The sequence below is a fragment of the Pseudomonas sp. NFACC08-1 genome (assembly GCF_900106735.1).
In the GTDB taxonomy this organism is placed as follows: domain Bacteria; phylum Pseudomonadota; class Gammaproteobacteria; order Pseudomonadales; family Pseudomonadaceae; genus Aquipseudomonas; species Aquipseudomonas fluorescens_Q.
The window spans coordinates 316,241-341,156 of the sequence record NZ_FNNL01000002.1; the positions used below are offsets into that span (position 1 = coordinate 316,241).

At 60.9% G+C, this 24,916-nt stretch carries 24 protein-coding genes and 1 pseudogene; 16 read left to right on the forward strand and 9 right to left on the reverse strand.

From position 1 onward, the window contains the following. Nucleotides 1-2: 2 nt before the first annotated feature. Complete coding sequence (locus tag BLU76_RS05140; protein ID WP_063321731.1) at nt 3-638, forward strand: response regulator transcription factor; 636 nt, start codon at nt 3-5, stop codon at nt 636-638. A gap of 9 nt (nt 639-647) precedes the next feature. On the opposite strand, the gene BLU76_RS05145 is transcribed toward BLU76_RS05140, so the two are convergent. Then, nucleotides 648-1,262, reverse strand: a complete 615-nt coding sequence (locus BLU76_RS05145; protein WP_092142188.1) for a TetR/AcrR family transcriptional regulator — start codon at nt 1,260-1,262, stop codon at nt 648-650. After that, nucleotides 1,255-2,106 (reverse strand): 3-hydroxybutyryl-CoA dehydrogenase, encoded by an 852-nt coding sequence (locus BLU76_RS05150; RefSeq protein ID WP_092221747.1) that lies wholly within the window; start codon nt 2,104-2,106, stop codon nt 1,255-1,257. The genes BLU76_RS05145 and BLU76_RS05150 overlap by 8 nt, the downstream gene beginning before the upstream one ends. Nucleotides 2,107-2,309: 203 nt before the next feature. On the opposite strand from BLU76_RS05150, the gene BLU76_RS05155 reads away from it, so the two are divergent. Continuing rightward, entirely contained in the window at nt 2,310-3,323 is a 1,014-nt protein-coding gene (locus BLU76_RS05155) for an AraC family transcriptional regulator (protein ID WP_063321728.1), read from the forward strand. Here the strand turns inward: BLU76_RS05155 and BLU76_RS05160 are convergent. The 3 genes from BLU76_RS05160 to BLU76_RS05170 all read right to left on the reverse strand — a co-directional run bounded on the left by BLU76_RS05160 (nt 3,262) and on the right by BLU76_RS05170 (nt 6,211). Then, the gene (locus tag BLU76_RS05160) at nt 3,262-4,080 is read right to left on the reverse strand and encodes an autoinducer binding domain-containing protein (RefSeq protein ID WP_063321727.1); all 819 of its coding nucleotides are present in this window, start codon (nt 4,078-4,080) and stop codon (nt 3,262-3,264) included. The two genes, BLU76_RS05155 and BLU76_RS05160, sit on opposite strands and share 62 nt — an antisense overlap. Nucleotides 4,081-4,160: 80 nt before the next feature. Beyond that, entirely contained in the window at nt 4,161-4,745 is a 585-nt protein-coding gene (locus tag BLU76_RS05165; protein ID WP_063321726.1) for an anthranilate synthase component II, read from the reverse strand. Beyond that, nucleotides 4,742-6,211, reverse strand: a complete 1,470-nt coding sequence (locus BLU76_RS05170; RefSeq protein WP_092142182.1) for an anthranilate synthase component I family protein — start codon at nt 6,209-6,211, stop codon at nt 4,742-4,744. Before BLU76_RS05170 ends, BLU76_RS05165 begins: the two co-directional genes overlap by 4 nt. 651 nt (nt 6,212-6,862) lie before the next feature. Between BLU76_RS05170 and BLU76_RS05175 the strand changes: the two genes are divergently transcribed. The 7 genes from BLU76_RS05175 (at nt 6,863) to BLU76_RS05205 (ending at nt 13,242) form a co-directional block, all read left to right on the forward strand. Then, nucleotides 6,863-8,215 (forward strand): phenylacetate--CoA ligase family protein, encoded by a 1,353-nt coding sequence (locus BLU76_RS05175; RefSeq protein ID WP_003200644.1) that lies wholly within the window; start codon nt 6,863-6,865, stop codon nt 8,213-8,215. An 8-nt stretch (nt 8,216-8,223) separates the two neighbouring features. After that, the gene (locus BLU76_RS05180; RefSeq protein ID WP_003200646.1) at nt 8,224-8,769 is read left to right on the forward strand and encodes a GNAT family N-acetyltransferase; all 546 of its coding nucleotides are present in this window, start codon (nt 8,224-8,226) and stop codon (nt 8,767-8,769) included. 1 nt (nt 8,770) lies between these two features. Beyond that, nucleotides 8,771-9,454 (forward strand): iron-containing redox enzyme family protein, encoded by a 684-nt coding sequence (locus BLU76_RS05185; RefSeq protein ID WP_092221749.1) that lies wholly within the window; start codon nt 8,771-8,773, stop codon nt 9,452-9,454. Nucleotides 9,455-9,457: 3 nt separating this feature from the next. Further along, nucleotides 9,458-10,069 carry a flavodoxin family protein gene (locus BLU76_RS05190; protein WP_003200650.1) on the forward strand — a complete coding sequence of 204 codons (612 nt, stop codon included), beginning with the start codon at nt 9,458-9,460 and terminating at the stop codon, nt 10,067-10,069. 5 nt (nt 10,070-10,074) lie between these two features. Then, nucleotides 10,075-10,980, forward strand: coding sequence for a DMT family transporter (locus BLU76_RS05195; RefSeq protein ID WP_092142176.1), 906 nt, complete (start codon nt 10,075-10,077; stop codon nt 10,978-10,980). Beyond that, nucleotides 10,967-11,851 carry an alpha/beta fold hydrolase gene (locus BLU76_RS05200; protein WP_092221751.1) on the forward strand — a complete coding sequence of 295 codons (885 nt, stop codon included), beginning with the start codon at nt 10,967-10,969 and terminating at the stop codon, nt 11,849-11,851. Before BLU76_RS05195 ends, BLU76_RS05200 begins: the two co-directional genes overlap by 14 nt. A 185-nt stretch (nt 11,852-12,036) precedes the next feature. Beyond that, complete coding sequence (locus BLU76_RS05205; protein ID WP_170867283.1) at nt 12,037-13,242, forward strand: DSD1 family PLP-dependent enzyme; 1,206 nt, start codon at nt 12,037-12,039, stop codon at nt 13,240-13,242. Between the two features lie 44 nt (nt 13,243-13,286). Here BLU76_RS05205 and BLU76_RS05210 read toward each other — a convergent pair whose 3' ends face one another. Both BLU76_RS05210 and BLU76_RS05215 read right to left on the reverse strand, forming a co-directional pair. After that, nucleotides 13,287-14,507 (reverse strand): multidrug effflux MFS transporter, encoded by a 1,221-nt coding sequence (locus BLU76_RS05210; protein WP_092221755.1) that lies wholly within the window; start codon nt 14,505-14,507, stop codon nt 13,287-13,289. A gap of 288 nt (nt 14,508-14,795) precedes the next feature. Then, nucleotides 14,796-15,437: a LysE family translocator gene (locus BLU76_RS05215; RefSeq protein WP_092142167.1), complete on the reverse strand. Its 642-nt coding sequence runs from the start codon at nt 15,435-15,437 to the stop codon at nt 14,796-14,798. A gap of 211 nt (nt 15,438-15,648) precedes the next feature. On the opposite strand from BLU76_RS05215, the gene BLU76_RS05220 reads away from it, so the two are divergent. Together BLU76_RS05220 and BLU76_RS05225 are read left to right on the forward strand one after the other, a co-directional pair. Next, nucleotides 15,649-15,918, forward strand: coding sequence for a YceK/YidQ family lipoprotein (locus tag BLU76_RS05220; protein ID WP_028236548.1), 270 nt, complete (start codon nt 15,649-15,651; stop codon nt 15,916-15,918). Nucleotides 15,919-15,948: 30 nt separating this feature from the next. After that, nucleotides 15,949-16,212 (forward strand): annotated as a pseudogene (locus tag BLU76_RS05225) (LysE family transporter); the annotation flags it as partial. Nucleotides 16,213-16,503: 291 nt separating this feature from the next. Here BLU76_RS05225 and BLU76_RS05230 read toward each other — a convergent pair. Continuing rightward, on the reverse strand, nt 16,504-16,962 hold the full coding sequence (locus BLU76_RS05230) for a winged helix-turn-helix transcriptional regulator (RefSeq protein ID WP_092221757.1): 459 nt from the start codon (nt 16,960-16,962) through the stop codon (nt 16,504-16,506). Between the two features lie 126 nt (nt 16,963-17,088). Between BLU76_RS05230 and BLU76_RS05235 the strand changes: the two genes are divergently transcribed. Then, nucleotides 17,089-18,474, forward strand: a complete 1,386-nt coding sequence (locus BLU76_RS05235) for an MFS transporter (protein ID WP_256572643.1) — start codon at nt 17,089-17,091, stop codon at nt 18,472-18,474. On the opposite strand, the gene BLU76_RS05240 is transcribed toward BLU76_RS05235, so the two are convergent. After that, entirely contained in the window at nt 18,399-19,289 is an 891-nt protein-coding gene (locus tag BLU76_RS05240) for a LysR family transcriptional regulator (RefSeq protein WP_003200706.1), read from the reverse strand. The two genes, BLU76_RS05235 and BLU76_RS05240, sit on opposite strands and share 76 nt — an antisense overlap. Nucleotides 19,290-19,456: 167 nt before the next feature. Here BLU76_RS05240 and BLU76_RS05245 point away from each other — a divergent pair, with 167 nt between their 5' ends. From BLU76_RS05245 to BLU76_RS05260, 4 genes are all read left to right on the forward strand, one after another. Further along, nucleotides 19,457-20,539: a 4-oxalomesaconate tautomerase gene (locus tag BLU76_RS05245; protein WP_092221761.1), complete on the forward strand. Its 1,083-nt coding sequence runs from the start codon at nt 19,457-19,459 to the stop codon at nt 20,537-20,539. Between the two features lie 41 nt (nt 20,540-20,580). Further along, nucleotides 20,581-21,906, forward strand: a complete 1,326-nt coding sequence (locus BLU76_RS05250) for a dicarboxylate/amino acid:cation symporter (RefSeq protein ID WP_092142154.1) — start codon at nt 20,581-20,583, stop codon at nt 21,904-21,906. Nucleotides 21,907-22,044: 138 nt separating this feature from the next. Beyond that, nucleotides 22,045-23,349 (forward strand): CitMHS family transporter, encoded by a 1,305-nt coding sequence (locus BLU76_RS05255; RefSeq protein ID WP_092142151.1) that lies wholly within the window; start codon nt 22,045-22,047, stop codon nt 23,347-23,349. Between the two features lie 95 nt (nt 23,350-23,444). Next, nucleotides 23,445-24,698, forward strand: a complete 1,254-nt coding sequence (locus tag BLU76_RS05260; protein WP_092221763.1) for an OprD family porin — start codon at nt 23,445-23,447, stop codon at nt 24,696-24,698. Nucleotides 24,699-24,916: the final 218 nt, after the last annotated feature.

The window sequence follows — 24,916 nt, forward strand, 5'->3', positions numbered from 1 at the left end:
CAATGATGGATGTGGCGGAACAGGTGGTGTATGTGGTCGACGATGACCAAGGCATGCTCGACTCGACGGTCTGGCTGCTGGAGTCCGTGGGCCTCAGGGCCCTCTCGTTCACCAGTGGCCGGGAGTTTCTCGAGGCCTGCAACAACCCGCTCAATGGTTGCGTGCTGCTGGATGTGCGCATGCCAGGCATGGGGGGGCTCAACGTCCAGGAAGAGATGCGCAACCGTGGGCTGCGCCTGCCGGTGATCTTCGTCAGTGGGCATGCCGATGTGCCGATTGTGGTGCGGGCGTTCAAGGCCGGGGCCCATGATTTCATCGAAAAGCCCTACAACGAACAATTGCTGCTCGACAGCGTGCAGCAGGCCTTGAGCCTGGCCGACGACAGCCAGACCGTCAGCGCGGGCCAGGCGCGGGTGCAGGCGCGGCTTCAGAGCTTGACCCCGAGGGAAAATGACGTGTTGCTGCCTCTGGTCCAGGGCTACACCAACCGGGAAATCGCCGATCAGCTTGGGGTCAATGTCAGGACCATCGACCTCTATCGTTCCCGGGTCATGAAGCGCATGGGCGCCGAGAACTTGCCGCAGCTGGTGGGCATGGCGATTGTCGCAGGCCTGGTCGACCCCTTGCAGTTGCGCTGAGGGCTTGGCTCAGGCCGCGCTGACGCGCAATGTCGGTTCGGCGGCGACCTTGGACGCCAACAGCCGTTCTATGGCGCCAGCGAGCAGGTTCTCCAGCAACTCATCGTGTTCGTGCTGCTCCAGGGGTTGGTGCGCCAGCCAACTGGGCGCGCTGTTGAGCAGGGTGGCAATGGCGTGGCCGGCTGCGGCTATTGCCCGGGAGGGGAGGCGCCGAGGCGTTCCCAACATCAGCAACAGCCGCCGTTCGTATTGCTCGCGTAAATGCTGCACCCGCCGTTGTTGCTCGAGGTTGAGGCACCCGCTGTCGCGCTCCACCAGGCGAAAATGCCAGGGCATCTCCCGGTGCAGCTTGAGGTGGGCGCGGATCAACCGTTGCAGGTTGCCGCGCTTGTCCCGGGGTTGCTGTTCAATGCGTCCGAGCGTGGCCAGCAGTTCTTCGAAAAACTCCTCGATCAGGTCGGCCAGCAGGTGCTGTTTGCTTGGGTAGTGGTGATACAGCGAGCCGGGCGTCAGCCCCAGGTGGCTCGCCAGTTCCCGCATGCCGACCTGGCCGAAGCCCTTGCTGGCGAACAGTTCCAAGGCCTTGTCCCGGCTTTCGGCGAAGCGCGAGCAACGCTCAGCCATAGGCATGGAAACCCCGCCCGGACTTGCGTCCCAGGTAGCCGGCGGCGACCATTTCCTTGAGCAATGGAGCGGGGCGATATTTGCTGTCGTTGAAGCCTTCGTAGAAGGCCTCAAGGATTGCCAGCAAGGTGTCCAGGCCGATCAGGTCGGCCAGGGCCAACGGCCCGATGGGCTGGTTGCAGCCCAGGCGCATGCCCGCGTCGATATCTTCGGCGCTGGCCAGGCCTTCCTGGAAGACCAGGATGGCTTCGTTGATCATCGGCACCAGGATCCGGTTGACCACGAAGCCTGGGCGGTTGCCGGCGGTGATCGCGGTCTTGCCCAGTCGCCGGGCCATTTCCAGGGCCAGGGCGTGGGTCGCGTCGTGGGTCTGCAGGCCACGAATCACCTCGATCAGGCCCATCACCGGCACCGGGTTGAAGAAGTGCAGGCCGATAAAGCGCTCTGGATGACTGACGCCGGCGGCCAGTTGGGTGATCGAGAGCGAGGAAGTGTTGGACGCGATCACGCAGTCGCTGCCGACTTGAGAAGCGACCTGTTGCAGCAGTCGCAGTTTCAATTCCAGGTTCTCGGTGGCGGCCTCGATCACCAGTTGTGCGCCGGCCAGGCTGGCGTAGTCGGTGCTGGTGCGAATCTTGTCCAGGGCGAGGTTTTTCTGCGCTTGGCTCAGGGTCTGCTTGGCGATTTGCCGGTCGAGGTTCTTGGCCACGGCGGCCAGGGCTTTTTCCAGGGTGCTGGTGGAAATGTCCAGCAAGGTCACTTCGAAACCGGCCAGGGCGCAGACCTGTGCAATGCCGTTGCCCATGGTGCCGGCGCCGATTACGCCGATAGTGTGCAGATGCATGTGGGATGTTTCCTTTTTCAAGCGCGCCCAAGCGTGCAGCCACTGGCCGGCCCTGGACGCGATCCGCTGGTGGGGCTCGACAGATGGTGCGCCGTGGCCCCTTAATGCCGCCAGTCTAGAGGTCGCCGTTGGGTGGGCCTATGCCATAACTGTTCAGCGATACTGGCGTTTTTTGCCATCGAGGAAGTGGGGAAACTGGGTTTATGCGGGAAAAGGATTCGGTCGCGGTCTACTTCGTGCACACCATGATCCACGCGCTGCGGGACCAGCCTCAACGGCTGGCGGCGATACTGGCCGAGGCCGGCATCGACCCAGCGTTGCTGGGCCAGCCTGAGGCCCGGGTTCCAGCGAGCGCTTTTGCCGCTTTGTGGCTGATCCAGATTCGCGAATTGCAGGACGAGTTCTTCCAGCTGGATTCCCACGGCATGCCGGTCGGCAGTTTTGCCCTGATTTGCCGGGGGTTGATTCAGGAACCCGATCTGGGCAAGGCCCTGCGCCAGTGCCTGGGCAACTTCGGATTGTTCCTGCGGGATTTTCGCGGCAGTCTCAGCGTGCGCGGCAAGCGGGCGGTGATCAGTCTGCAGACGTGCTCGGTGGATCCCGATGCCCGCCGTTTTGGTGAGGAAACCTTCCTTGTGCTGATGATCAGCCTGCTGTGTTGGCTGGGCGGGCGGCGCATTCCCATCGATCGCGCGGACTTTCGTCAGTCGCGCCTGTCCCTCAGTGACGATGCGTTGCTCTGGGGGCCCAACCTCAGCTTTGGCGCCGAGCGCACGGAAATCGAATTTGCCAGCCGCTACCTGCGCTTGCCAGTCGTTCAAGACCTGGCCTCCCTCAAGGTATTTCTGCGCAGTGCGCCCCAATGGCTGGTGATCCGTTTTCGCAATCAGCATGGCCTGGCTACCCGGCTTCATCAGTGCCTGCGCCACAGCCATTACAGCCAGTGGCCCACCCTGGAAGCCTTCGCCAGTGACCTGCGGATGAGCCCCAGCACCTTGCGTCGACGCTTGGAGCGCGAAGGAAGTTCGTTCCAGGAAATCAAGGACGAGGTCCGCCGTGGGCTGGCCGTCGAGCTGCTGCGCCAGACCGGCAGCAGCATCAGTGACATCGCCGAGCAGACTGGCTTTCAGGAGCCCAGCGCCTTCCATCGTGCCTTCAAGAAATGGACCGGCGAAAGCCCCGGTCGCTATCGTGCACGCTTCCAACGGTCGGCATGACCAACCCACAAGCCACCGCAGCACTGACGGCCTGTTGGCGGCTTACCGAGCCCAGCTTGCGTCGCGCATTGAGCAGGTGGAAGTCGATGGTGCGTTCGGAGCAGGTCAGGATGTGGCTGATTTCCCAGGTGGTCTTGCCTTCGCTGGCCCAGTACAGGCAGTCCATTTCCTTGGGCGTCAGGTCCTGGCGCGGTTGGGCAGGCCGTTGCAATTGATGTCGTATCCCGGCGAGCAGGTAGGGGATGAGCATGAACAGTTGGTAGACGGCAGGGTTGGAAAAACCCTTCTGTTCGGTGATCTGTGTGTCGTCGAAGGCCACGCTCAAGGTTCCCCTGAGCATTTCGTAGCGCAGTGGGATGCTTACGCCGCTGCGCAGGCCGTGTAGCTCGCGTTGCTCCCAGAAATGCCGGGAGCGTCCCCGGGCGCGCCGTCGTTCGCTGTCCCAGAAAAGCGGCACCAGCTCGCGTCGACAGTGCCTGAGTATCGGGTCGATCTCGATCAACCCATCACAGCGGTAGTGTTCCAGCCAGCGTTTGGGAAAGGTGGTGATGAGGCCAGCGAGAGGGTCGGTATCCCTCGGCGTTGCCGGCCCGAGGCTGATGAGGTAGCTGCCGAAGCCGAGTTGGCGCAGCACTTTGTTCAGCAGGCGCTCCCAATCGCAACGGTTGGCATCCTTGGCGAGGCTCGTGAAGGCGGCCAGCGTAGCGGCACGCTCGGCCTGGGTCCGGCCGCAGGCGGGGGAGTGGTGTTTGTCCATAAACGGATCGCTCTCGTTGTAGCAGGAATGACGCAGTCGCAGTATGGGGAAGGAAGGGGCGCATGCCCCTTCCGGATGGATCACTTGTGCACGTGACACCGGATGAAGCTGCGGAACAGGTCCAGGCCGTTTTCGGTGAGGATGCTTTCAGGGTGGAACTGCACGCCTTCCACCGGCAGGTGGCGATGGCGCACGCCCATGACATAGCCGTCGTCCGTGGATCTGGATGTGATCTCCAGGCAGTCGGGTAATGGCTGCTCGCTGATCATCAACGAGTGGTAGCGGGTCGCCCGAATCGCCTGTGCCTGGGTGTGGTCATAGACGCCCTTGCCGTCGTTCTCGATCGTGCTCACCTTGCCGTGCATCACGTGAGGAGCCCGGCAAACCTGGGCACCGAAGGCCAGGCCGATGGCCTGGTGACCCAGGCACACTCCCAGCAGCGGCAGGCGTCCCTGAAAGTGCCTGATCACTTCGATGTAGCCCACATCGGCCGGATGCCCAGGCCCAGGGCCCAGCACGCAGAAATCCGGTGAGAACGCTTCAATGCGCTGGATGAGGTCCGGTACGTCGTGACGCTCGACGTGGGTTTCCAGCCCCAGTTGTTCCAGGTATTGGCTGATGATGAAGACGAAGCTGTCATAGGCGTCGATCAAGAATACTTTCACAGTGCGATCTCCTGGCCGGTCACTGCCCGATAGACGGAACCCATCTTGTACAGCGTCTCTTTCCACTCAAGCTCTGGCACCGAATCGGCCACCACTCCGGCGGATGCACGCAAGTGGTACGTACCCTCATCGAAGACCGTCGAGCGAATGCACAATGCGGTGTTGACGCTGCCATCGAAACCGACCAGGCCCAGGGCCCCGGCATAAATGCCCCGGCGGTTGCTTTCCATCCCTTCGATCAGCTCCATCGCCCTGACCTTGGGCGCGCCGGACATGGTGCCCGCGGGGAACGAGGCCTTGATCACGTCGAAGGCATCCAGGCCCGGGCGCAGCAAGCCGCGAACGTTCGACACCATGTGGTAGAGGTGCGAGTACTCTTCCACCAGCATGAACTCATCGACCTCCAGCGAGCCGGCCTGGCACACGCGACCGATATCGTTGCGACACAGGTCGATGAGCATCAGGTGTTCGGCGCGCTCCTTCTCGGAGCGGGTCAGCTCCAGGACCAACTGAGTCGGATCGACGCCAGGCTTCTTACCCACGGTGCCGGCGATCGGACGCATCTCGATCAAGTCGTCCTTGATCCTGACGAATAGCTCGGGGCTGGCGCCGATCAAGTCGATGCCGCCTACGTGGGCCAGGTACATGTAGGGGGAAGGGTTGCGCAGGCGCAGGTTCTGGTACACATCGAACGGCGAAACCTGCGAGCGGATGCGAATCTCATGACCGAGCTGGATCTGGTAGACGTCGCCGGCGCGGATGTGCTCCATCGCCACTTCGACACGCTCGACGAATTGCTCCGGGGTCACCGTGCGCTCTTCCTCGAAGCCCTCGGGGTACGGTAGCGGGGCCAGCGCCTCGGATGCCGGGGTTGTGCTCAGGAAGGGGTAGTCCTCCAACGTGCGTGGCGACCAGAGATCGTGGTTATTGATCAGGGTTTCGACGATGCCATTGCTGTGGAAGTAAACCAGGGTCTGATAGACCGACAGGGCAATGAGCGGGTAGTCGTAGGTCTGTTTGGCCAGATCGGGAAGTCGCTCGATCAGGCGAACGCAGTCGTAGGAGAAATAGCCGAAGAAGGCCAGGCTGGAAGGGGCATTGGACGCCGGTTGGAACGTTGCCTGGATCGCCCGGAGCAGGTTCCACGCAGCCTCGCTGTCGGGTAGATGGATCTTGTGTTCCGGATCGACCTGCATGCCCGCTTGCCGCAGGCTGGCGGACAAATGTTCACACAGGGCGGCGCAGCCTCGCAGTTGGGCCTGGCCCTCATCGATACACACTTCGAAAAGCGGTTCGAGCCCGACGATCGTCGCCCGGCGATCACGGCTTGGGCCGGACAGTGATTCAAGAATGAAAACAGACTCGCGACCGAGTTGTTCCAGTGCATTTGCATATATGCCAAGTGCATCCGTAGGTCGACGTTCTTCACGGCGAAGAACATTCACGCCAATTAAATTTTTATTCACGGTTAATACCATATTCAAGGTGTAACGATTCAGGCGCTCGATTAAGAGAGCGCCACGGGAATATAAAGCGCGCAGGCACTTTAAATACGTGTTGACGGATATTCTGAATAGACGGGACGGACGCTGTTCATGTCGCGCGCACTAAAAAGCTTGCAATGGATTGCAGCCAATTGTTGCGCAGGGCACAAGACGCGAGCGCCTTCGATTTCAGAGGGGAAAGATCAGGACGTTGCTGGCAGGCAGCAGACAGGCTCCGGTCTTCGCTAGATTAGCGACGCCAGATATTGCTTTTGAAGATGGCCAGAATGGCCCGGGAACAGCTGTCGGGATAGCTGTGGGAGGAACTGATAGCAGAAAGGTGATAGTACATTTTTAGACATCCCAGTCTTGGCTAAGCACTGCGGGAATAATTGGCAGTGCGGCGAAATTACCAGCGTGCCCTGGGGCCTGTCAACTGCTGAGGGCATATTAATCTTTCATTCATTTCTGAATGTCGACAGAGCTATCCCTGCGCGTATGTAGCCGCGCGTGCTTTTAACAAGAAACTCGTGCGCGCACAACTGCGAGATAGCTCAGCTGGGTATTTGTAAGTTCTGTTACTAACGTAGCGGCCGTTGAGTTCCAGTAACCCATCAAACCTGAGCGGCTGAAATGAAAGAGCATTTAGAGACATTCAAGAAGCGGTACGATCCGATTCATCATGCCTATTGGACCGACGTCCTCAGCGACACCGAGCTGGCGGCCTGGCACCAGGCACAGTTGCGGGAAGTGGTCGGCCACGTGAAGCGGTCCTCGCCGTTCTATTCCAGGCACCTTGCCCAGGTCGACGAGCGTTCGCTGACCTTGGATGACCTCGCCACCTTGCCATTCACAACCAAGGATGATCTACGCGAAGCAGGCTTCGACATCTTGTCCGGCCCGCTGGAAGACAGCATCTTCTATTACGAGACCACGGGGACCACCGGGCCCGCCACGCCATGCCCGCGGGACCGCAAGGAGAGCTACGCGAGCAATCGCCAACTGGCCATGGCCTACCAGGCCGTGATCGAAAAGCATTTCCCGGGCGAAAAGACCGTGGTCGGCATCATGGGACCTACCGAGGTCCATTCCTTCGGTGACACCCTGGGCGATGTCTGCACCCAGCTCGACCTGTGCAATGCCAAGATCTGGCCGCACTCACCGGTGATCGGTTGGCCCAAGGCGCTGCAACTGCTCAAGGACCTGCGGATCGGCGTGCTCGCATCGGCGCCGGGACTCTTGCTAGCCATGGCCAAGGAAGCCGAGCGTCAAGGCTTGAACCCACGCGAGGACTTCGCCCTGCGTGCGTTCATGATGAGCGGCGAGCTGTGCACCCCTGCGTTGAAGAACAACCTCTACAGCCTGTGGGGCGCGCAGGCCTACAACAGCCTGTATGGCTCCCAGGAAGCGATGATCATCGCGGCCTGCAACGCCAACGACCAGTTGGTGCCGCATCGCCTCAACTACATCATCGAGGTGCTCGATCCCAAGTCCGGGGAAAGCCTGGGCTGTACCGGCGACGGTGAGTTGTGCGTGACCATGCTGATTCCTGGCAGCAAGCCGTTGATTCGCTACCGCACGGGTGATCTGGTTTCGATCCAGTCGCGCCCCGGCTATCCGCAATCGATGCGCCAGACCGTCAAGGTCGTCGGTCGGGTGAAGGATGCCGTGCAACTGAACGATCGCGCCTTCTCGGCCGCACAGATCGAGCAGGCGCTGCTTGAAGGCGTCGAACAATGCCTTGGTTACCAGATCATCCTCAGTCGCGCCAATGATCGCGACACCGTCATCGCCAAGTTGGAAATGTCGCGCTTCTTCGAAGGCGATCGTGGACGTCTGGTGCTGCTGATCAAGGAGCGCCTGCGCGAACGGCTGGGGGTCGATGCCACGGTCATGGTGGTGGGCGATCTGGCCGAGCATGTGAACCTTGGCAGTTGGTTCAGCTGGAAAGAAGCGCGCATCGTCGATCAGCGTCAAGGCCAGTGAGGTCAGCGATGAGCCTGTCTGTTCGCGTGATTGACAACGCCAATGAACTGTTCGAGTCCGTCAGGCAACTCAGGAGTCGCTACCTGGGGACCAACCCGGCACGGGAGGACGACTTCGAGCGAAGGGAGCAGGTGCGCGACGCCTTGTCCTATCACCTGGTCTACCTGGACAAGGACGAAGTGGTCGGGACGTTGCGCGTCACGCCGCTGGGTCATGGCCTGAGCTTTGTCGAGCGAGCGGTCGACGTGCAGGCCTATTTCGAACAATCGACGGATGCCTTCGATGCCAATCGCCTGGTGCTGGACGAGCGGTACCGCGGCGGTCGGCACCTGCGCATGTTTCTCCTGCAAGCGGCCATTTGGCTGAAAGCCAACACTCACCTGCGATTCATCTCGGCACTGTGCCGCGGCCAATTGGCTGCGCTCTATGTCGGCCTGGGCGGGCGCGTGCTGGTGGATGACGTTACCTGGACCGGGGAACAGGTCGAGCGGCGCTACAGCCTCGTCTACCTGGAACTCGAAAGTGTTTACCTCAATGTTAAAGGAGCCAATTGAAATGCAAGCATTCTTCAAGGAACTCGACGCTATCGTCGACACGGGCTGGGCCCAGATCAAGCAGGGCGCCTACTGGAAATTCAGCCTGGAGAACCCAACGCCGCCAGCCCTCTACCAACAGCTCATGCTGCAGGTCTACCACTACACCCGCTACAACTCGGTGAACCAGGCCGCCTGCGCCTTCAGTGCCGATCCAGAGGAAACGACGCTGTTGCGCTTCGTCTACAAGCACGCCTTGGAAGAGCTGGGCCACGAGCGCATGGTGCTGCGTGACCTGGAGTCGGTCGGGCTGTTGCCGCAAGCCATGCCGGCGCCCCTGGCGCCGACCCAGGCACTGATTGCCTTTCTCAACGATGTGGCCATCCGCAAGGGGCCGATCGCTCGCCTGGGCTACAGCTACTGGGCCGAGGACGTCTACGAGCACATCCAACCGATCCTGGAACGGTTCCGTGCCGACCTGGGCTTGAAGGATGAGCAGATGACTTTCTTCGTCGCCCACTCGACCATCGACGAGAAGCACGCCGAGGAAGTACGTATGGCGATGCAGCGTGCGGTGAAGACCGAAGCAGATCGTCGTCAGATCAAGGAAGTGGCACGCGTCACGCTCTGGCTGACCGGGCAGTTGATGGAAGAGGCTTTGCGCGCCTACCTGGCTGGCGAAGAAGGGTTGCGGGAGGCGTCCTGAATCATGAATCTGACCATCATTGTCGGGTCAAGCCGACCTTGTGGTGTCAGTGCACGGGTGGTGGCGCTGGTGCGCCGCCACCTGGGCGAGGAGGTCGCGGTCGATGACATCTGGCTCAAGGATTACCGGATCGACTACTGCGACGCCGACAACGCCTGTTCCGACCAGGACTGCCAAGTGCAGGACGACGTCGGGCAGTTGGTGGCGCGGCTGGACCGCGCCGATGCGGTGCTCTATCTCCCCGTCATGCATGCCTACGGCACCAACAGTCGCTTCCAGGCGTTTCTGGAGCGAGTCGGCTATGGCTTCCTGCGGCCTCGGGAGCGTCCGCTGCGCGACAAACTCGCGGCAATTGCGGTCGTCGGCCGACGCTATGGACACACGGCGGTTTTCTCCCAGGTCGCGCTGAACGTGCTGCTCAACAAAATGATTCTGGTCGGCTCGGGATTTCCGCCGTGCTTCCAGACCCAACTGGCCCACGATCCTGAAGCGGAGCAGGCCCTGCGCGAGACATTGGACCGGCTCTGCGAGCACCACTGTCGACTTAACCCCCCAGCCCTTGCGACAGGCAAGCCGGAAAGAATCCTGCGGCCCATTCAATTTCAGAAGGGATAACTGTCATGCCATTGAAAGACTCATTGCTCGCGTTACTGGTCGCGTTTCTCTGGGGCGCGCAGGTCACTGCAGTGAAAATCGGCGGCGCCGAGTTGCCGCCTATCCTCATGGTCGCCATGCGCTACGCGATCATGGCGCTGTTTCTCCTGCCGCTGCTCAAACGCGTCAAGCGTGAGCAGTTTGCGTCCGTGGCCCTGATCGCCACGATTACCGGGACCTTGCATTTCGGTTTGCTGTATTGCGGTATCGCTCGGGTAGACGCCTCTACCTCGGCGATCATTTATCAATTGGCGGCACCGTTTACCCTCGTCCTGGCATTCGCGTTATTGGGGGAAGTCCTGAAACTGCGGCTCCTGGCGGGCATCGTGCTGGCGTTCGCCGGTGTCCTGGTGCTATTGGCTACGCCATCGGCGGGCGGGACGTTCATCGGCATGTTGCTGGTGGCGCTGGCGGCCTTGGCATTCGCTGCCGGGTCAGTGTTGACCAAGCGTCTCGGGCCACTGGACCCGCTGGCCTTGAGTGCCTGGACCGCGGTCATCGCCGCACCGCAACTGTTGCTGTGGTCGTTCGTCCAGGAAGGCGAGCAATGGACGCGCGTCTACACGGCCAGCGCCCAGGCGTGGTGGGCGGTGCTCTACACCGCACTCAGTGGTGGTCTGCTGGGGTTCGGTCTGTGGTTCTGGTTACTCGGTCGCAACTCGATGCAGCAACTGAGCCCGTACCTGCTTCTGGTGCCGGTGTTCGCGATCGCTGTCAGCCAGGTCATGCTCGCCGAAGGTTTCAGCCAGCGCCTGGTGATCGGCGCCGTGTTGACGCTGTCAGGCGTGGCGCTATGCCAACTGCGCCTGCCGGCAAGATTCTTTCTCAAGGCCGGTAGCAAAGGGCAAGGAGTGGCGGATGAACCGCGTTGATCGATTGCTGCTCGGCACTTTGCGCCTGGTCCACCGCTGGCAGTTCGGTTTGAAACTGCGCTGGCACACCGGTAAACATGGACGCCTGGCCTATCTGCAAAGCCCTGCACGGCAACAGCGGACGACGCTGGTCATGCTCCATGGTTTGGGCGCCAGCAAGGATCAGTGGGGCGCTGCGATGCTGGGCATGGCGCGCCATCACCACTGCGTTTTCGTCGACTTGCCGGGGCATGGCCAATCCGTATATGAGGCGGGTGCCGGCTTTGGTCCCCTGGCAATGCTGGCGGAACTCGAAGGCCTGCTGGATACCCTCGTCGAGGGTTCCTTCGTGCTGGTCGGCAGTTCTTTGGGCGGGTGCGTGGCCGGCCTTTATGCCGCCAAACACCCGCAGCGTGTCAGTCACTTGGTCTTGCTGGCGCCTGCCGGTCTGGGCGAGCAAGCGCTAAGCCCCACGTTGAAAGCCAGCCTGCAAGGGGCGGGCACGGTGTTTGGCTATCGTACGGTCGAAGAGATGAAGCGCTTCTGGAGCCTGGTGTTCCAGGCGCCGCCCGAGGTAGGAGGGCGCTTGGCCCAGGCCATGGCGGCCAGCGGCAAGTCGAGGTTTGCCGCTGTGCAGCGGGTCGTCGAGGATTTCCGTCGCGAAGGCCTGGACGTGCTGCTCGAACGGTTGCCCCAGATCGCTGCCAAGACGCTGGTGATCTGGGGCCGGCATGACCAGGTATTCTTGCCGGCGACCCTGGACAACCTGCTCCAGCAACTGCCCGATGCACGCGGCGAGTTCATCGAGGACGCCGGCCATGTGCCCTATCTTGAACGGGGCGCCGATGTGGTGGCGGCCATCACAGGGTTCATTGCAACGTCCAGGGTCTAGCCGGATTCGATCAAAGCCTGGCCGCCAAAGTCCCCTTTCTGACCTCCCATAGCCTCAACAGTCGGGTAGCGCTGCCGTAACGTGCACCTGACTGCGCACGCAGAGGGAGCGTCCTGATGAATCGTAGAACCTTTATGCTCGGCACCGCCGGAGTGGGTGCATTGATGGTCGGGGCGGGGGCGCTGTTGCGTCCGAGCGATCGGGGCAGCCCCTACAACGAGTACTTCCGCGCGTTGAACCAGGAGCTCAAGCGCCATGGGCCGATGCGCCCCGTGATGCTGATTGACCTGGACCTGCTCGATCACAATATCAATGTGGTCACGCAATCCGTTACACGCGCCGGTAAACACTTGCGCCTGGTGGAGAAATCCCTGCCATCACCGGGGCTGTTGGCGTACATCGCCAAACGTACCGATACCCGGCGGCTGATGTCGTTTCATCAGCCGTTTCTCAATCACGACGCGGTGACCTTTCCCGAGGCTGACATCTTGCTCGGCAAGCCTTTACCGGTACGCTCGGCGGAGGTGTTTTACCAAACCCACAAGGGCGCCTTCGACCCTTCCAGGCAACTGCAATGGTTGCTCGATACCCCCCGGCGGCTGATGGATTACCTGGCATTGGCGCAAGGCCTGGGCATCCGGATGCGGGTCAATATCGAGCTGGATGTCGGCCTGCACCGTGGCGGAGTCGCTGACCACGCGGTGCTCGGCGAGATGCTGACGCTGATCAGTGCGCATCCGCAGCAGCTCGAATTTTCAGGCTTCATGGGGTATGACCCGTTTGTCGGCATGGGCGTGCCCAGGGTCCTCGGTTCGTCCCAGGCGTTGTTCGACAAGGTGATGGTCATTTACAACGGCCATGTGAATGACCTGCGTGAACACTTCCCTGCACTTTGGCACGAAGGGCTCACGCTCAATACCGCCGGTAGCCCCAGCTACGGTATACATGAGCAGGAACGCTTGAGCAGCGAGGTTTCGGTGGGAACGGCGTTTCTCAAGCCGACCCATTACGACCTGCCATCGCTGGTCGAGCATGTGCCGGCGGCCTTTATCGCAACGCCGGTGCTAAAGAGCACTGGCCCCGTCAATTTCCCAGCCCTGGATGACAAGTCCCGATTGTTCTCCTGGTGGGACCCTAACCAGCGCGCAACATTCTTCCTCTACGGCGGTAACTGGATGGCCGAGTTCGAGTCACCCAAGGGGCTGCAAAGCAATGAGCTCTATGGTCGCAGCTCCAATCAGGAAATGGTCAACGGCTCCCTGGCCGTAGGGTTGAACGTGGAGGACCAGGTGTTTTTACGGCCGACCCAGACTGAATCCGTGCTGCTGCAATTTGGTGATTTGCTGGCCGTGCGCGGTGGCAAGATTGTTGAAACCTGGCCGGTGTACTGATTGGCGCAGGGAGGCGAGCTTTTGGCTTGGCCGAGAAAGCGTCCTCAAAGGCGCCCCCGCAACAGAAACAGCACCAGCGCCACCAGGCAGGCCATCGTCTGAATCCCACCCAGCGTCGTGACCGGCGCGAAGCTCAAGACCGAGGCCAGCCAGGTGCTCAGAGCAGCCGCCCCCATGGAGAGAAAACCCAGCAATGCGGAGGCCATCCCGGCTTCCTTGCCGAAAGGCCCCATGGTGATTGCCGTGCCCAGCGGATTGGCCAGGCCCATGCCCCACAGGAAGGTGATCATCGAGAGGGCATACCACCCAAGACCAGGCGCGGCTGGGCCGACGAGCAGCAGGCCGCCGCCAGCCATGGCGCAGGCAATGCCCACGAGTGTGGCGATTCGGGCGCCATGACGATGCGCCAGGCGCGGGGCCGCCATGCCGGCTGCGAACACGACGAATACCGTAGCGGCGAAATACAGGCCGGTTTGCAACGAGGTCAGGCCAATACCTTGCATCAGGATGGCGGGTGCCGCCGCGAAGGAGGCGAACAGGCCGCTCATCAGTAGGCTCATTGAAAGGGCAGGGAGGATGAAGCGCTTGTCCAGTGCCAATCTGCCATAGGCGAGCACCACGCTCTTGGCCGAGTGCGGCGCCCGGCGATCGGCGGGATGGGTCTCTCCGAGGTCGCGTACGTAGAAAAAGGCCAGTACCACGGCGGCCAGTCCCACCAGGATGAAGATGGCTCGCCAGCCGAGCGTGACGGACAGGACGCTGCCAGCCAGCGGCGAAAAACCCGGCGCCGCGGCAGTGGCGATCATCGTCAGCGACAGGGCGCGGGCCAGCGTCTCGCCTTCGAACAGATCCCGTGCGATGGCGCGCGACAGCACCGAGGCTGCGCACACGCCCAACGCCTGGACGACGCGTCCGGCGATCAGCACATCAAGGGTGGTGGCAAGGCCGGCGATGACGGTGCCGACCACGAACACTGAAAGGCCGCCGAGCACCAGTTTCTGGCGCCCGTAGCGGTCGGCCAGCGGCCCGACCACCAGCTGGCCCAAGGCGAACGTGATGAAGAAGCTGGACAGCGTCAGGCCGAGCTCGCGAGCGGTTACGCCCAAGTCTTTGCCGATATCCGCGAACGCCGGGAGAATGATGTTGGTAGACAGCATGCTGATCGCCGCCAGGCCTGCAAGCAGCGCCACGACTTTGCCGGTCAATGGTTGTGTGGAAGCGTGCGGTTGCGTAGCTGTAATCGCCAATGAAGTTCTGGCTTCCATACATCCTCTCCTAGGCTTGGTTGGCGGGCAAAGGCATTGATGCCAAACGCCAAGACTGTGGTTCGCGAGCTCGGTGCAGTGATGGAGATTTACACATGACGCTCATAATATTTTCATGAATATGATGATCGTAATCTCTTGCGTCAAGTTAAATATCTGGAGTGCGCAGGCAGGATTTCACTGTTGCCTATAAGTAGGAGCGAGGGAGAGCGGATGGGGAGGGTGTGAGGTCGACGCTTTTCAAGCGTCGTGACCTCGGTATCTGGTAGGTCCGGATCGAAAGATGTCTCAAACGGCCGGTCGACGCATCGCCAGAATGGCCGCACCGAAGCCGATGAACGTCGAGCCGACGAGCCTGCTGATCCACACGGAAAACGCTGGCCGTTTCAGCACGCCTTTGGCCTGGGCCGCAATGGCGGCATACAGGCTCAAGGAAACCAGCGACAAGCCGGCGAATATCGAGGTAAGGAGCAGAAACTGCGGCAGCAGTGGGGCGCTCTGGTCGATGAATTGCGGGAACAGGGCGGTGAAGAACATCGTCGCCTTGGGGTTGGTGATGGCTGTCAGAAAGGCCGACTTGTATAGCTTCGAACGCGATGGCTTGCTGGTCTTGCCATCGGCTTGCACATCCTGCGCGAGTATCGGGCTCTTTTTGAACAGCTGCCTGGCGCCCAGGTAGAACAGATAACCCGCCCCGAGGACTTTCACGGCGTTGAACAGCCATTCGGAGCTGGCGAGCAACGCGCCGAGACCCAGCATCGCGGCGGCCGACAAGCAGAACAGCCCGCTGGCGTTGCCCACCGACGACCACACCGCGTAACGCGGGCCGTAGGCCAGGCTGTTATTGATCGCCATCAAGGTGGCAGGTCCAGGACTGGCGATGGCGATGGCCGCGACCAGGGTAAAGGCGAGAATTGAGTGCAGTTCCATTGTTCACATTCGCGACTGGTTGAGAGGATGTGCATCCTACAGGAGAACCTGGGGTTGTCTGAATACAGCCGCCATAACGTTTCTATCGGTGCAGCCGCCCTCGGGGTGTCCATCGAGTGGTTCGCGACCCCGCTGGGGCCTTGCCTTGGGCACTGAGCCGTTGGGGCGGCTTTAATGCTACAGTCCGGCCTTTCCTGGGGAGGGGCGCGTCATGCGGATCGTATTAATGGCTTTGACGATGGCGCTGCTGGGCGGATGCGCCACGGCCAACGAAACCTTTGGCATGGGACAGCTCTGCGGCCGCCATCCTTACTGCGGTGCGGCGACCGATATCGAGATCATCAAGGCCTCGACGAATGACAACGACGTGTATTCACGCGCGCTGGCACCGTTTGCAGTTGTCGACCTTCCTTTTAGCATCGTGGCCGATACGCTGATCCTGCCTTATACGATTTTTCATATGAGGCCTGCCGAGGAGTAGGGGGAGTGCCTCGACCGGTTGAATGCGCCTGGCCGGGTCACCAACATTGGCAACCCCAAGTCCATGGCTTTCTATGCCGCTGTTTTTTCAGCCGCGGCTCCCGCCCACGTTTCGCCAGGCACGTTTTTGTCGATGCTGGCAGTTGTCGTGGTGGTTTCAATGGCTTGGTATGGAATGGTCGCAATTATGCTTTCGCAGCCCAGGATTGCTTGTGCCTATCAAGGTAGGAAAAAAGCAATTGATCGACTGTGTGGTGGTTTGATCTTGTCTCTGGGGGTTCGCCAGCTGGTTTAGCGAGTAGCCGTTGCTGGAGCAAGCCTTCGTCGTTATACGCCAGGTTGGTCTTCCGCTGACCGACCTGGCGCTGGACGAAGTGACTGTACCGCACTAGCGGTTGATCGTTCCCACGCTCCTGCGTGGGAATGTCGCCAGGGACGCTCCGCGTTCCGCTTCTGGATGTGACGCAGAGCGTCACCGGTTGCATTCCTACGTCTTGCTGCACCGAAGGTTCGCGCATTTGTCGATTTCATGTGCGCCAGGTACGCGGACATGTCTCTGGTGCTGAAGGGATAGGGACGATCAATATCACGTCGGGTTGTCGGCAATGAGCCTCACCCTGTGGCAATCGGCCGGTTCGAGTTTCTGACCGTTTGAGGAACGAACATCCATCGGCATGAGCGCCTGCCCGGACGTATTGTCCAGCAGCACGGAACGCGTTTCTCCTGGCTCGAACAGGAAGCGTTCGCCCCACTGTCGCAGGCTGACCACGACCGGAAAGATTTCCCGGCCTTTGTCCGTCAGGACGTACTCCTTGTAGGCGCTTCCATCGGATGCGGGTCGAACGTCGAACACACCGGCCTCGACCAACGCTTTGAGTCGCGAAGCCAGAATGTTCTTGGCCACGCCCAGGCTCTTCTGAAATTCGCTGAAGCGGCGAATGTCATCGAATGCGTCACGGATGATCATGAGCGACCAGCGATCGCCAATCACGTTCAGTGTCCTGGCTACCGGGCATTCGCTGTTTTGTGGTGAAGCGTTTTCCATTTTATTGACCTTCTGAAAAAAGGATCGCAAGTCCGGTCGATGTCTGTGGTTGCAAAATGAAACCTGATCGGGCAACAATCCAGTCAGGTTTTTAATTGAAACCAGTTTAGCGCCAAGGAGATGCGCATGACAGCCGATGTCGACTGTTTCACCCAGCAGCCTTCGGACAAACAGGGGGGCGAGGGAGTTTGCTCCCGCTTGAGTGCGAAGCGCTCACGGAAGGGGCCGCTTCGCAGCCCAGCGGGCGCAAGCTCCCTCGCCAGAGGTTCTTTGAATGCGCAGCAGTGCCCGGGGCTTTCGCCGGCGCTCACGTTGTTGTTTTCCGTGACCTGCGCACTGGCCGCCGCCAATGTCTACTTCGCCCAGCCCTTGCTCGCTTCAATGGCCGAGAGCCTGGGCGTCGCGCCAGGATTGATCGGGGTGGTGGTGACGGCCACTCAGGTGGGTTACGCGCTGGGGTTATTGTTCATCGTCCCGCTGGGGGACAGAGTCAACCGTAAACGACTGGTTTGCGCGCAATTGGTGTTGTCCGCGCTTGTGCTGGCGGCCGTCGGTGCAGCCCAGCATTGGTTGGCTTTGCTGGGGGCGATGATCGTGATGGGCTTGCTGGCGGTGGTTGTCCAAGTGCTGGTGGCCTATGCCGCCGTGCTGTCCACGCCCTCCCAGCGGGGGCAGGCCGTGGGAACCGTCACCAGCGGCGTTGTCCTGGGTATTCTGCTGGCGCGGTTTACCTCTGGAGTGATCGCCGATCTGGCGGGTTGGCGCGGGGTTTATTTCGTTTCCGCGGGATTGATGCTGACCATCGCGGCAGTGTTTTGGGCGGTGGTGCCTGCCGTCGTGTCGTCACCTGACCGGCAGCCTTACCTGGCGCTTATCCGGTCGCTGTTCAAACTGTTCATGACCGAGCCGGTGCTACGGATCCGGGGGCTGCTGGCCTTGCTGATCTTTGCCGCGTTTTCGGTGTTATGGACCGCCATGGTGCTGCCGCTGAGCGCCGCGCCGCTGGCGCTTTCACACACGGCCATCGGCCTGTTTGGCCTGGCCGGCGTCGCCGGGGCCCTGGCAGCCAGAAGGGCCGGCCGGTGGGCGGATCAAGGCTTCGGAGAGCGCGTTACCGGCTGGTCGCTGGGGCTCCTGATGCTCTCCTGGCTGCCCATCACGTTTACCGAGACCTCCCTGATCGCACTGGTGTGCGGCGTGGTATTGCTCGACTTCGCGGTACAAGCCGTGCATGTCACTAATCAGAGCTTGATCTTCGCTGCACGGCCCGACGCCCAAAGTCGCATGGTCGGTGCTTATATGTGCTTCTACTCGGTGGGCAGCGCACTGGGCGCGGCGGCCGCGACCCAGGTTTATGCGCTGTGGGGCTGGATGGCGGTCAGCCTGCTAGGCGCCTTGATCAGCTTCGCCGCGCTGGCGGTGTGGAGGCTCTCGCTTCATTGCGGCCACTGCTCAAGCAGGATCGAGACAAACTTCTCCGCAGCCGGGGAAAGCGATGCGCCCCGGCGGTAGACCAGGCCCAGCGAGCGGTTTACCACCGGCTCGATCAGCGGCACGCTGACCAGCGTTGGATGATCCCCGGCCGGCATCGCCAGGCTGGGCATCGCCGACACGCCGAGGCCAGCCTCGACCAGTCCCAGCGACGTCGACAAGTGCTGCACTTCGTAAAACCACTGCGGGCGCCAGCTCAGGCCCGACAGTGCGTGGTCCAGCAGCATGCGGTTGCCGCTCAGGCGACCGACGCCGATCAGCCGATAATCACTGAGTTCCGACCAGGTAACCGCACTGCGTTCAGCCAGTTCATGATCGCGCCGGCAGGCCAGCACAAAGGGTTCGTTGACCAGGGGCACGAACTCGATGTCCGGGTGCTGGCCGCTCATCATGTTGATGCCGAAGTCGGCTTCACCACGCAGTACCGCTTCGAGCCCTTCGTTGGCGCTGAGGTCGAGCAGGCGGATGCGGATTTTCGGGTAGCGCTCGTTATAGAGGCGAATCACCGAAGGCAGGAAATAGAACGCCGCCGTGGGGATGCAAGCCAAGGTCACCCGGCCGATCTGCCGCTCCGCCAGCTCGCGGATGTTGAGAATCGAGTCATCGAAATCATCCAGCAGGCGCCGCGCCTTGGGCAGGAAATCACGGCCGACACTCGTCAGGCTGACCTTGCGGGTCGTGCGATCGAGCAAAGCGGTACCCAGACCCTCTTCGAGTTTTTTCATCCGTCGGCTCAGGGCCGGTTGTGACAGGTGCAGCGCATCGGCGGCTTCGTGGAAACTGCCCAATTCGGCGATTTTCACGAAAGATCGTATGTCCTGGAGTTCATATTCCATGTTCTACCTCACCGGAGAGGGGATGCGCGGTGTAAATCATCGTAAAGTAATTCATTTGTGAAACGCAATAATCTCTCTGATCTTTGCATTGGAAACACTTTTCAAATTTTGCCACTCTTGTGTCCAGAGCATCAATTATCAAGATTGATCAACAAGAGTTAGTGATCATGCAGCGAATTCCTTGTGTGCTAATGCGCGGCGGTACGTCCAAAGGCCCGGTGTTTCTCGCCTGGGATCTGCCGGTCGCCATCGCCGAACGTGACGAGCTGCTGCTCAACCTGATGGGTTCCGGCCACGAGCTGGAAATCGACGGTATCGGTGGCGGCAGCCCACAAACCAGCAAAGTGGCGATCGTCAGCCCATCGCTGCACCCTGACGCGGATGTCGATTATTTGTTCGTCCAGGTCATGGTTTCCCAGCGTCGGGTCGATACCGCCCCCAACTGCGGCAACATGCTCTGCGCCGTCGGCCCCTTTGCCATCGAGCAGGGGCTGGTCAAGCCGTCCGGCGATCTGACCCGGGTGCGTATTCGTAATCTCAACACCGGGACTTTCGTGAATGCCCACGTGCAAACCCCGGAAGGCAAGGTCAGCTATGAAGGCGACACCGCCATCGACGGCGTGCCTGGCACAGCCGCTCCGGTACAGTTGACGTTTCTCGATGCGGCGGGCAGCAAGACGGGGAAACTCTTCCCGACCGGGCAGACCCAGGACCTGATCGACGGTATCCCGGTGACCTGCATCGACATGGCGATGCCGATGGTGATCGTTCAAGCCAGTCAGCTCGGCAAGCGCGGCGATGAAAGCCCCGCTGAGCTGGACGCCGATAAAGCCTTCCTGCAGCGGCTGGAGTCCCTGCGTCTGGAAGCCGGCCTGGCCATGGGCTTGGGTGATGTCAGTGACAAGGTCATTCCCAAACCGGTGCTGGTGTCTCCGGCCAAGTCTGGCGGGACGGTCCAGGTGCGTTATTTCATGCCGCATAACTGTCACCGCGCCCTGGCAATCACCGGCTCCATAGGCTTGGCCACCGCGTGTGTGACCGAAGGCAGCGTCGTCGCACAGTTGCTTCGCACCGTCAGCGAGCCGCGCTTGCAACAGGTTCGGATTGAGCACCCAAGCGGCGGTATCGATGTCGTACTGTCCTACACCGGTGAAAAGGGTGAGACCATCCGGGCCTCGGTGGTGCGTACCGCGCGCCGGCTTTTCTCAGGTTACGTCTACGCCACGGCGTCCCAACGGTTGGCCGGATAGCCTAGGCAGCCAGGGTCTTTTGCATCAGAACAATTCTAAAAATGGGTGATGCCATGAAAGTTGTTAAATCGCTCTACTTCCAGATCATCTGCGCTGTGCTGCTGGGCGTGGTCGTCGGGCATTTCTGGTCGCAACAGGCGATTGCCTTGAAGCCGCTGGGTGATGCCTTCATCAAGTTGATCAAGATGATGATCGCGCCGGTGGTGTTCTGCACCATTGTCACCGGTATCGCCGGCATGAGCGACAAGCGCTCGCTGGGACGTTTGTTGAGCAAGACCATGCTGTTGTTCCTGGCGCTGACGGTGATCAGCCTGATCATCGGCCTGGTGTCGGTCTACCTGTTCAAGCCCGGCGCGGGCATGAACATCGACCCGACCCAGTTGAGCACCCAAGGATTGTCGCAGTACACCGAATCCGCCGCGAAACTGAGTGTGGTGGACTTCTTCATGCACATCATTCCCGATACCTTCATCGGCGCTTTCAATAAAGGCGAGGTGCTGCCGGTGCTGTTTATCGCGGTGCTCTGCGGTTTTGCCCTGTCGTCCCTGGGCGAGCGCGGCAAGCCTGTGCTGGAGGTACTGGAGTCAGCTTCGCACATGGTGTTCAAGATTTTCTCCTACCTGATGCGTTTCGCTCCGATTGGCGCTTTCGGGGCCTTGGCCTTCACGGTGGGGCAGTACGGCATCACGTCGCTGGGCTCGCTGGCCAAGCTGATCATGACCTTGTATATCGCCTGCGCCTTCTTCGTCTTCGTGGTGTTGGGCAGCCTTTGCCGCGCCCACGGTTTCAGCCTGTGGAAGCTGCTGCGTTATCTGCGTGAAGAATTCCTGGTGGTGCTGGGCACGTCCTCGACCGAACCGGTAATGCCGCGGATGTTGGAAAAACTCCAGGCCCTGGGTTGCAAGAAAGGGGTCGTGGGGCTGGTGCTGCCGACGGGCTACTCGTTCAACCTCGACGGCACGGCGATCTATCTGTCGCTGGCGGCGATCTTCATTGCCCAGGCCTGCAACATCGACCTGACGCTGACCCAGGTCATCACCATGCTGGCGATCATGCTGCTGTCGTCAAAGGGTGCCGCGGGTGTGACCGGCAGTGGGTTTGTCGCCCTGGCCTCGACCTTGACGGTCATCCACGATATTCCCCTGGCGGGCCTGGCCCTGTTGATCGGGATCGACCGGTTCATGTCCGAAGCGCGGGCGTTGACCAGCCTGGCGAGCAACGCCGTTGCGACCGTGGTGATCTCCCTTTCGGAGAATGCCTGCGACCGCGAAGTCCTGTTGCGGACCCTGGATGGCAAACCGGCCCTGACGCAGACCTCGGCAACGGACTCTACCTGGGACGACACGAAGGTCGCCAAACACATCTAGCCGCTCGCGGCTGACTCGACGGCACCACATCCGCTCACTCACTACCTGCGCCAGGCACTTTTGCGTGTTGCCTGGCGGGTTGGGGGGCGTGCGCCTGAATGTCAGCCAAGCTACTCATAACAACAAGAGAACTGACATATGCTCGCTTTACTTGGCTTGGCCATGGTGGTGGTCTTCACCTTCCTGATAATGACCAAACGGTTGTCACCGATCGTCGCCCTGACGGTGGTCCCCATCGTCTTTGCCGTGCTCGGCGGCTTTGGCGGGACCACCGGCAAGATGATGTTGGACGGCCTGAAAATGGTCGCGCCGTCGGCGGCACTGTTGTTGTTCGCGATCCTGTTTTTCGGCCTGATGATCGACGCCGGTCTGTTCGACCCGTTGATCCGCAAGATCCTCAAGCGGGTCAATGGCGACCCGATGAAGATCGCCGTGGGCACTGCGCTGCTGTCGCTGTTGGTGGCGCTGGACGGTGACGGCACGACGACTTACATGATCACCTGTGCCGCGATGTTGCCGCTGTACAAACGCATCGGCATGAATCCGATGATCCTGGCGACTGTTTCCATGCTCTCCTTGAGCATCATGAGCGGCATGACCCCTTGGGGCGGCCCGGCGACCCGCGCGATCGCAGCGTTGGGCCTGGATGCCGGTGAGTATTTCGTGCCGTTGCTGCCGACCATGATCGGCGGTGCGATGTGGGTGGTGTTCACGGCCTTCCTGCTGGGCCGTGCCGAGCGCAAGCGCATCGGCAACGTCCAGCTGCAAAGCGGTGGCGGTGACTGCTACATCAACGCGATCATCGAGGACACGCCGCACAAGCGTCCGAAGCTGGCCTACGTCAACCTGCTGCTGGTGATTGCGGTGATGGTTGCGCTGGTGATGGGGCTGATGCACTCGGCGATCCTGTTCCTGATCGGTTTCGTCCTGGCGCTGATGATCAACTATCCGCAACTGGATATTCAGAAGGAGCGCATTCTCGCCCATTCGGGCAACGCCATGACCGTGGTCCTGCTGGTGTTTGCCGCGGGCATCTTCGCCGGGATTTTCTCCGGGACGAAAATGGTCGATGCGTTGGCACAGACCCTGGTCGACTGGATTCCGCCTTCCTGGGGCCATCTGTTCCCGCTGGTGGTGGCGATTACCAGCATGCCGTTGACCTTCGTATTGTCCAACGATGCCTACTACTTCGGGGTCGTGCCGATCCTGGCCAACGCCGCGGCTGCCTACGGGATCGATCCGGTGGAAATTGCCCGGGCCTCCATTCTCGGCCAGCCGGTGCACCTGATGAGCCCGCTGGTGGCCTCGACGCTGTTGCTGGTGGGCATGGTCGACCGCGACTTGGGCGACTTCCAGAAAGCCACCGTCAAATGGGCGGTGCTCACGTCCCTGGTGATTACCGCGCTGGCCCTGCTGACCGGGGCACTGACGCTGTTTTCCTGATTCCCCCGACAACCTTGTTTTCCTGCCTGACACGCCCCCCGCGAGGGGGGAGTGCGCAGGCGTGCATGCCCAATAACAACAACGAGTAGCCAGACATGACCATTTTGCTGACCCGCGGGGCTTTGTTTCCAATCCTTGGCCTGTTGCCCCTGGCCTCGGCCAGCGCCGAAGGTTTCATCGACGACAGCAAGCTGAAGCTGCAATTGCGCAACGTCTACTTCAACGAAAATTTCCGCGATGAGCACGGGATGAGCACGCGGGCGGCAAGGACAGCCAAGAGTGAGCGCACCGAATGGGCCCAGGGCTTCCTGCTGGATTACCAGTCAGGCTTTACACCGGGCACCCTCGGCTTCGGGGTCGATGCCCTGGGCCTGCTCGGGGTCAAGCTCGATTCCGGGCGTGGCCGCAGCGGCACCGGCCTGCTGCCGGTGCATGACGACGGTCGCGCCGCCGATGAGTTCGCCAGCGCGGGCATGACCGCCAAGGCCAGGATAGCCAAGACCACACTCAAATATGGCACCTTGCTGCCCAAGACTCCGGTGCTGGTCTACAACGATGCACGGCTGTTGCCCCAGACTTACCAGGGCGCTCAGATCAGTAGCACTGACATCGACAACCTCACCGTCACTGGCGGGTATCTGGAGCGTTTCAAGCTGCGCGATTCGAGCGACAGCATGCCCATCGTGCCCGATGGCTACGGCGGCGATAAGTCCGGTGATTTCAGTTATGCCGGTGCCGACTACAAGTTGGGCAGAAACATCCGCCTGAGCTATTTCTATGGCGAGCTGGAGAATTTCTATCGACAGAACTTTGTTGGCATCCAGCATGATCTGCCCCTGGGCGCCGGGATATTGACCAGCGACCTGCGTTACTTCAACAGCGTCGATTCGGGTTCGGCCTACGGCGGCAAGATCGACAACGACATGCTCAGCGGGCTGCTGTCCTACGCCGTTGTCGGCCACACCCTGAGCGCCGGCTATCAAACCCTCAGCGGCGAGGCGGGCCTGCCTTATGTCAGCGGCGCCACGGTGTACTCCTTCAGCAACGTCGGGATCGGCAAGTTCATCGAGGAAGACGAGAAGACCTGGATGCTCGGTTATGGCTACGACTTCGCTCGCCTCGGTGTGCCTGGCCTGACATTTTCCACCCGCTACCTGAGCGGTAACGACGGCAAGTCCAACACCACGGTCAAAGAGTGGGAACGTGACGCAGAGATCGCCTACGTGGTGCAGCAGGGTACGTTCAAGGGGCTGGGGGTGAAGTTGCGCAACTACGTCTATCGCTCGGACTTTTCCCGTGGCCGTGACAGCAATCGTATCTACTTCACCTACGACATCGCGCTTTGGTAGGTCATGCAGTTCACCTAAGAAACAACGATGGACCTGTGGCGAGGGAGCTTGCTCCCGCTCGGTTGCGAAGCAGTCGTGAACCGGCGGGTGCGGTGTGTCTGTGTTACGCGTTCGGCAGGTTTTGGGGGCGCTTCGCGACCCAGCGGGAGCAAGCTCCCTCGCCACGGTTTTCTCAGTGGCCCGGTTCGATTCTTTGCGACATCATTGCGTCAATTTTC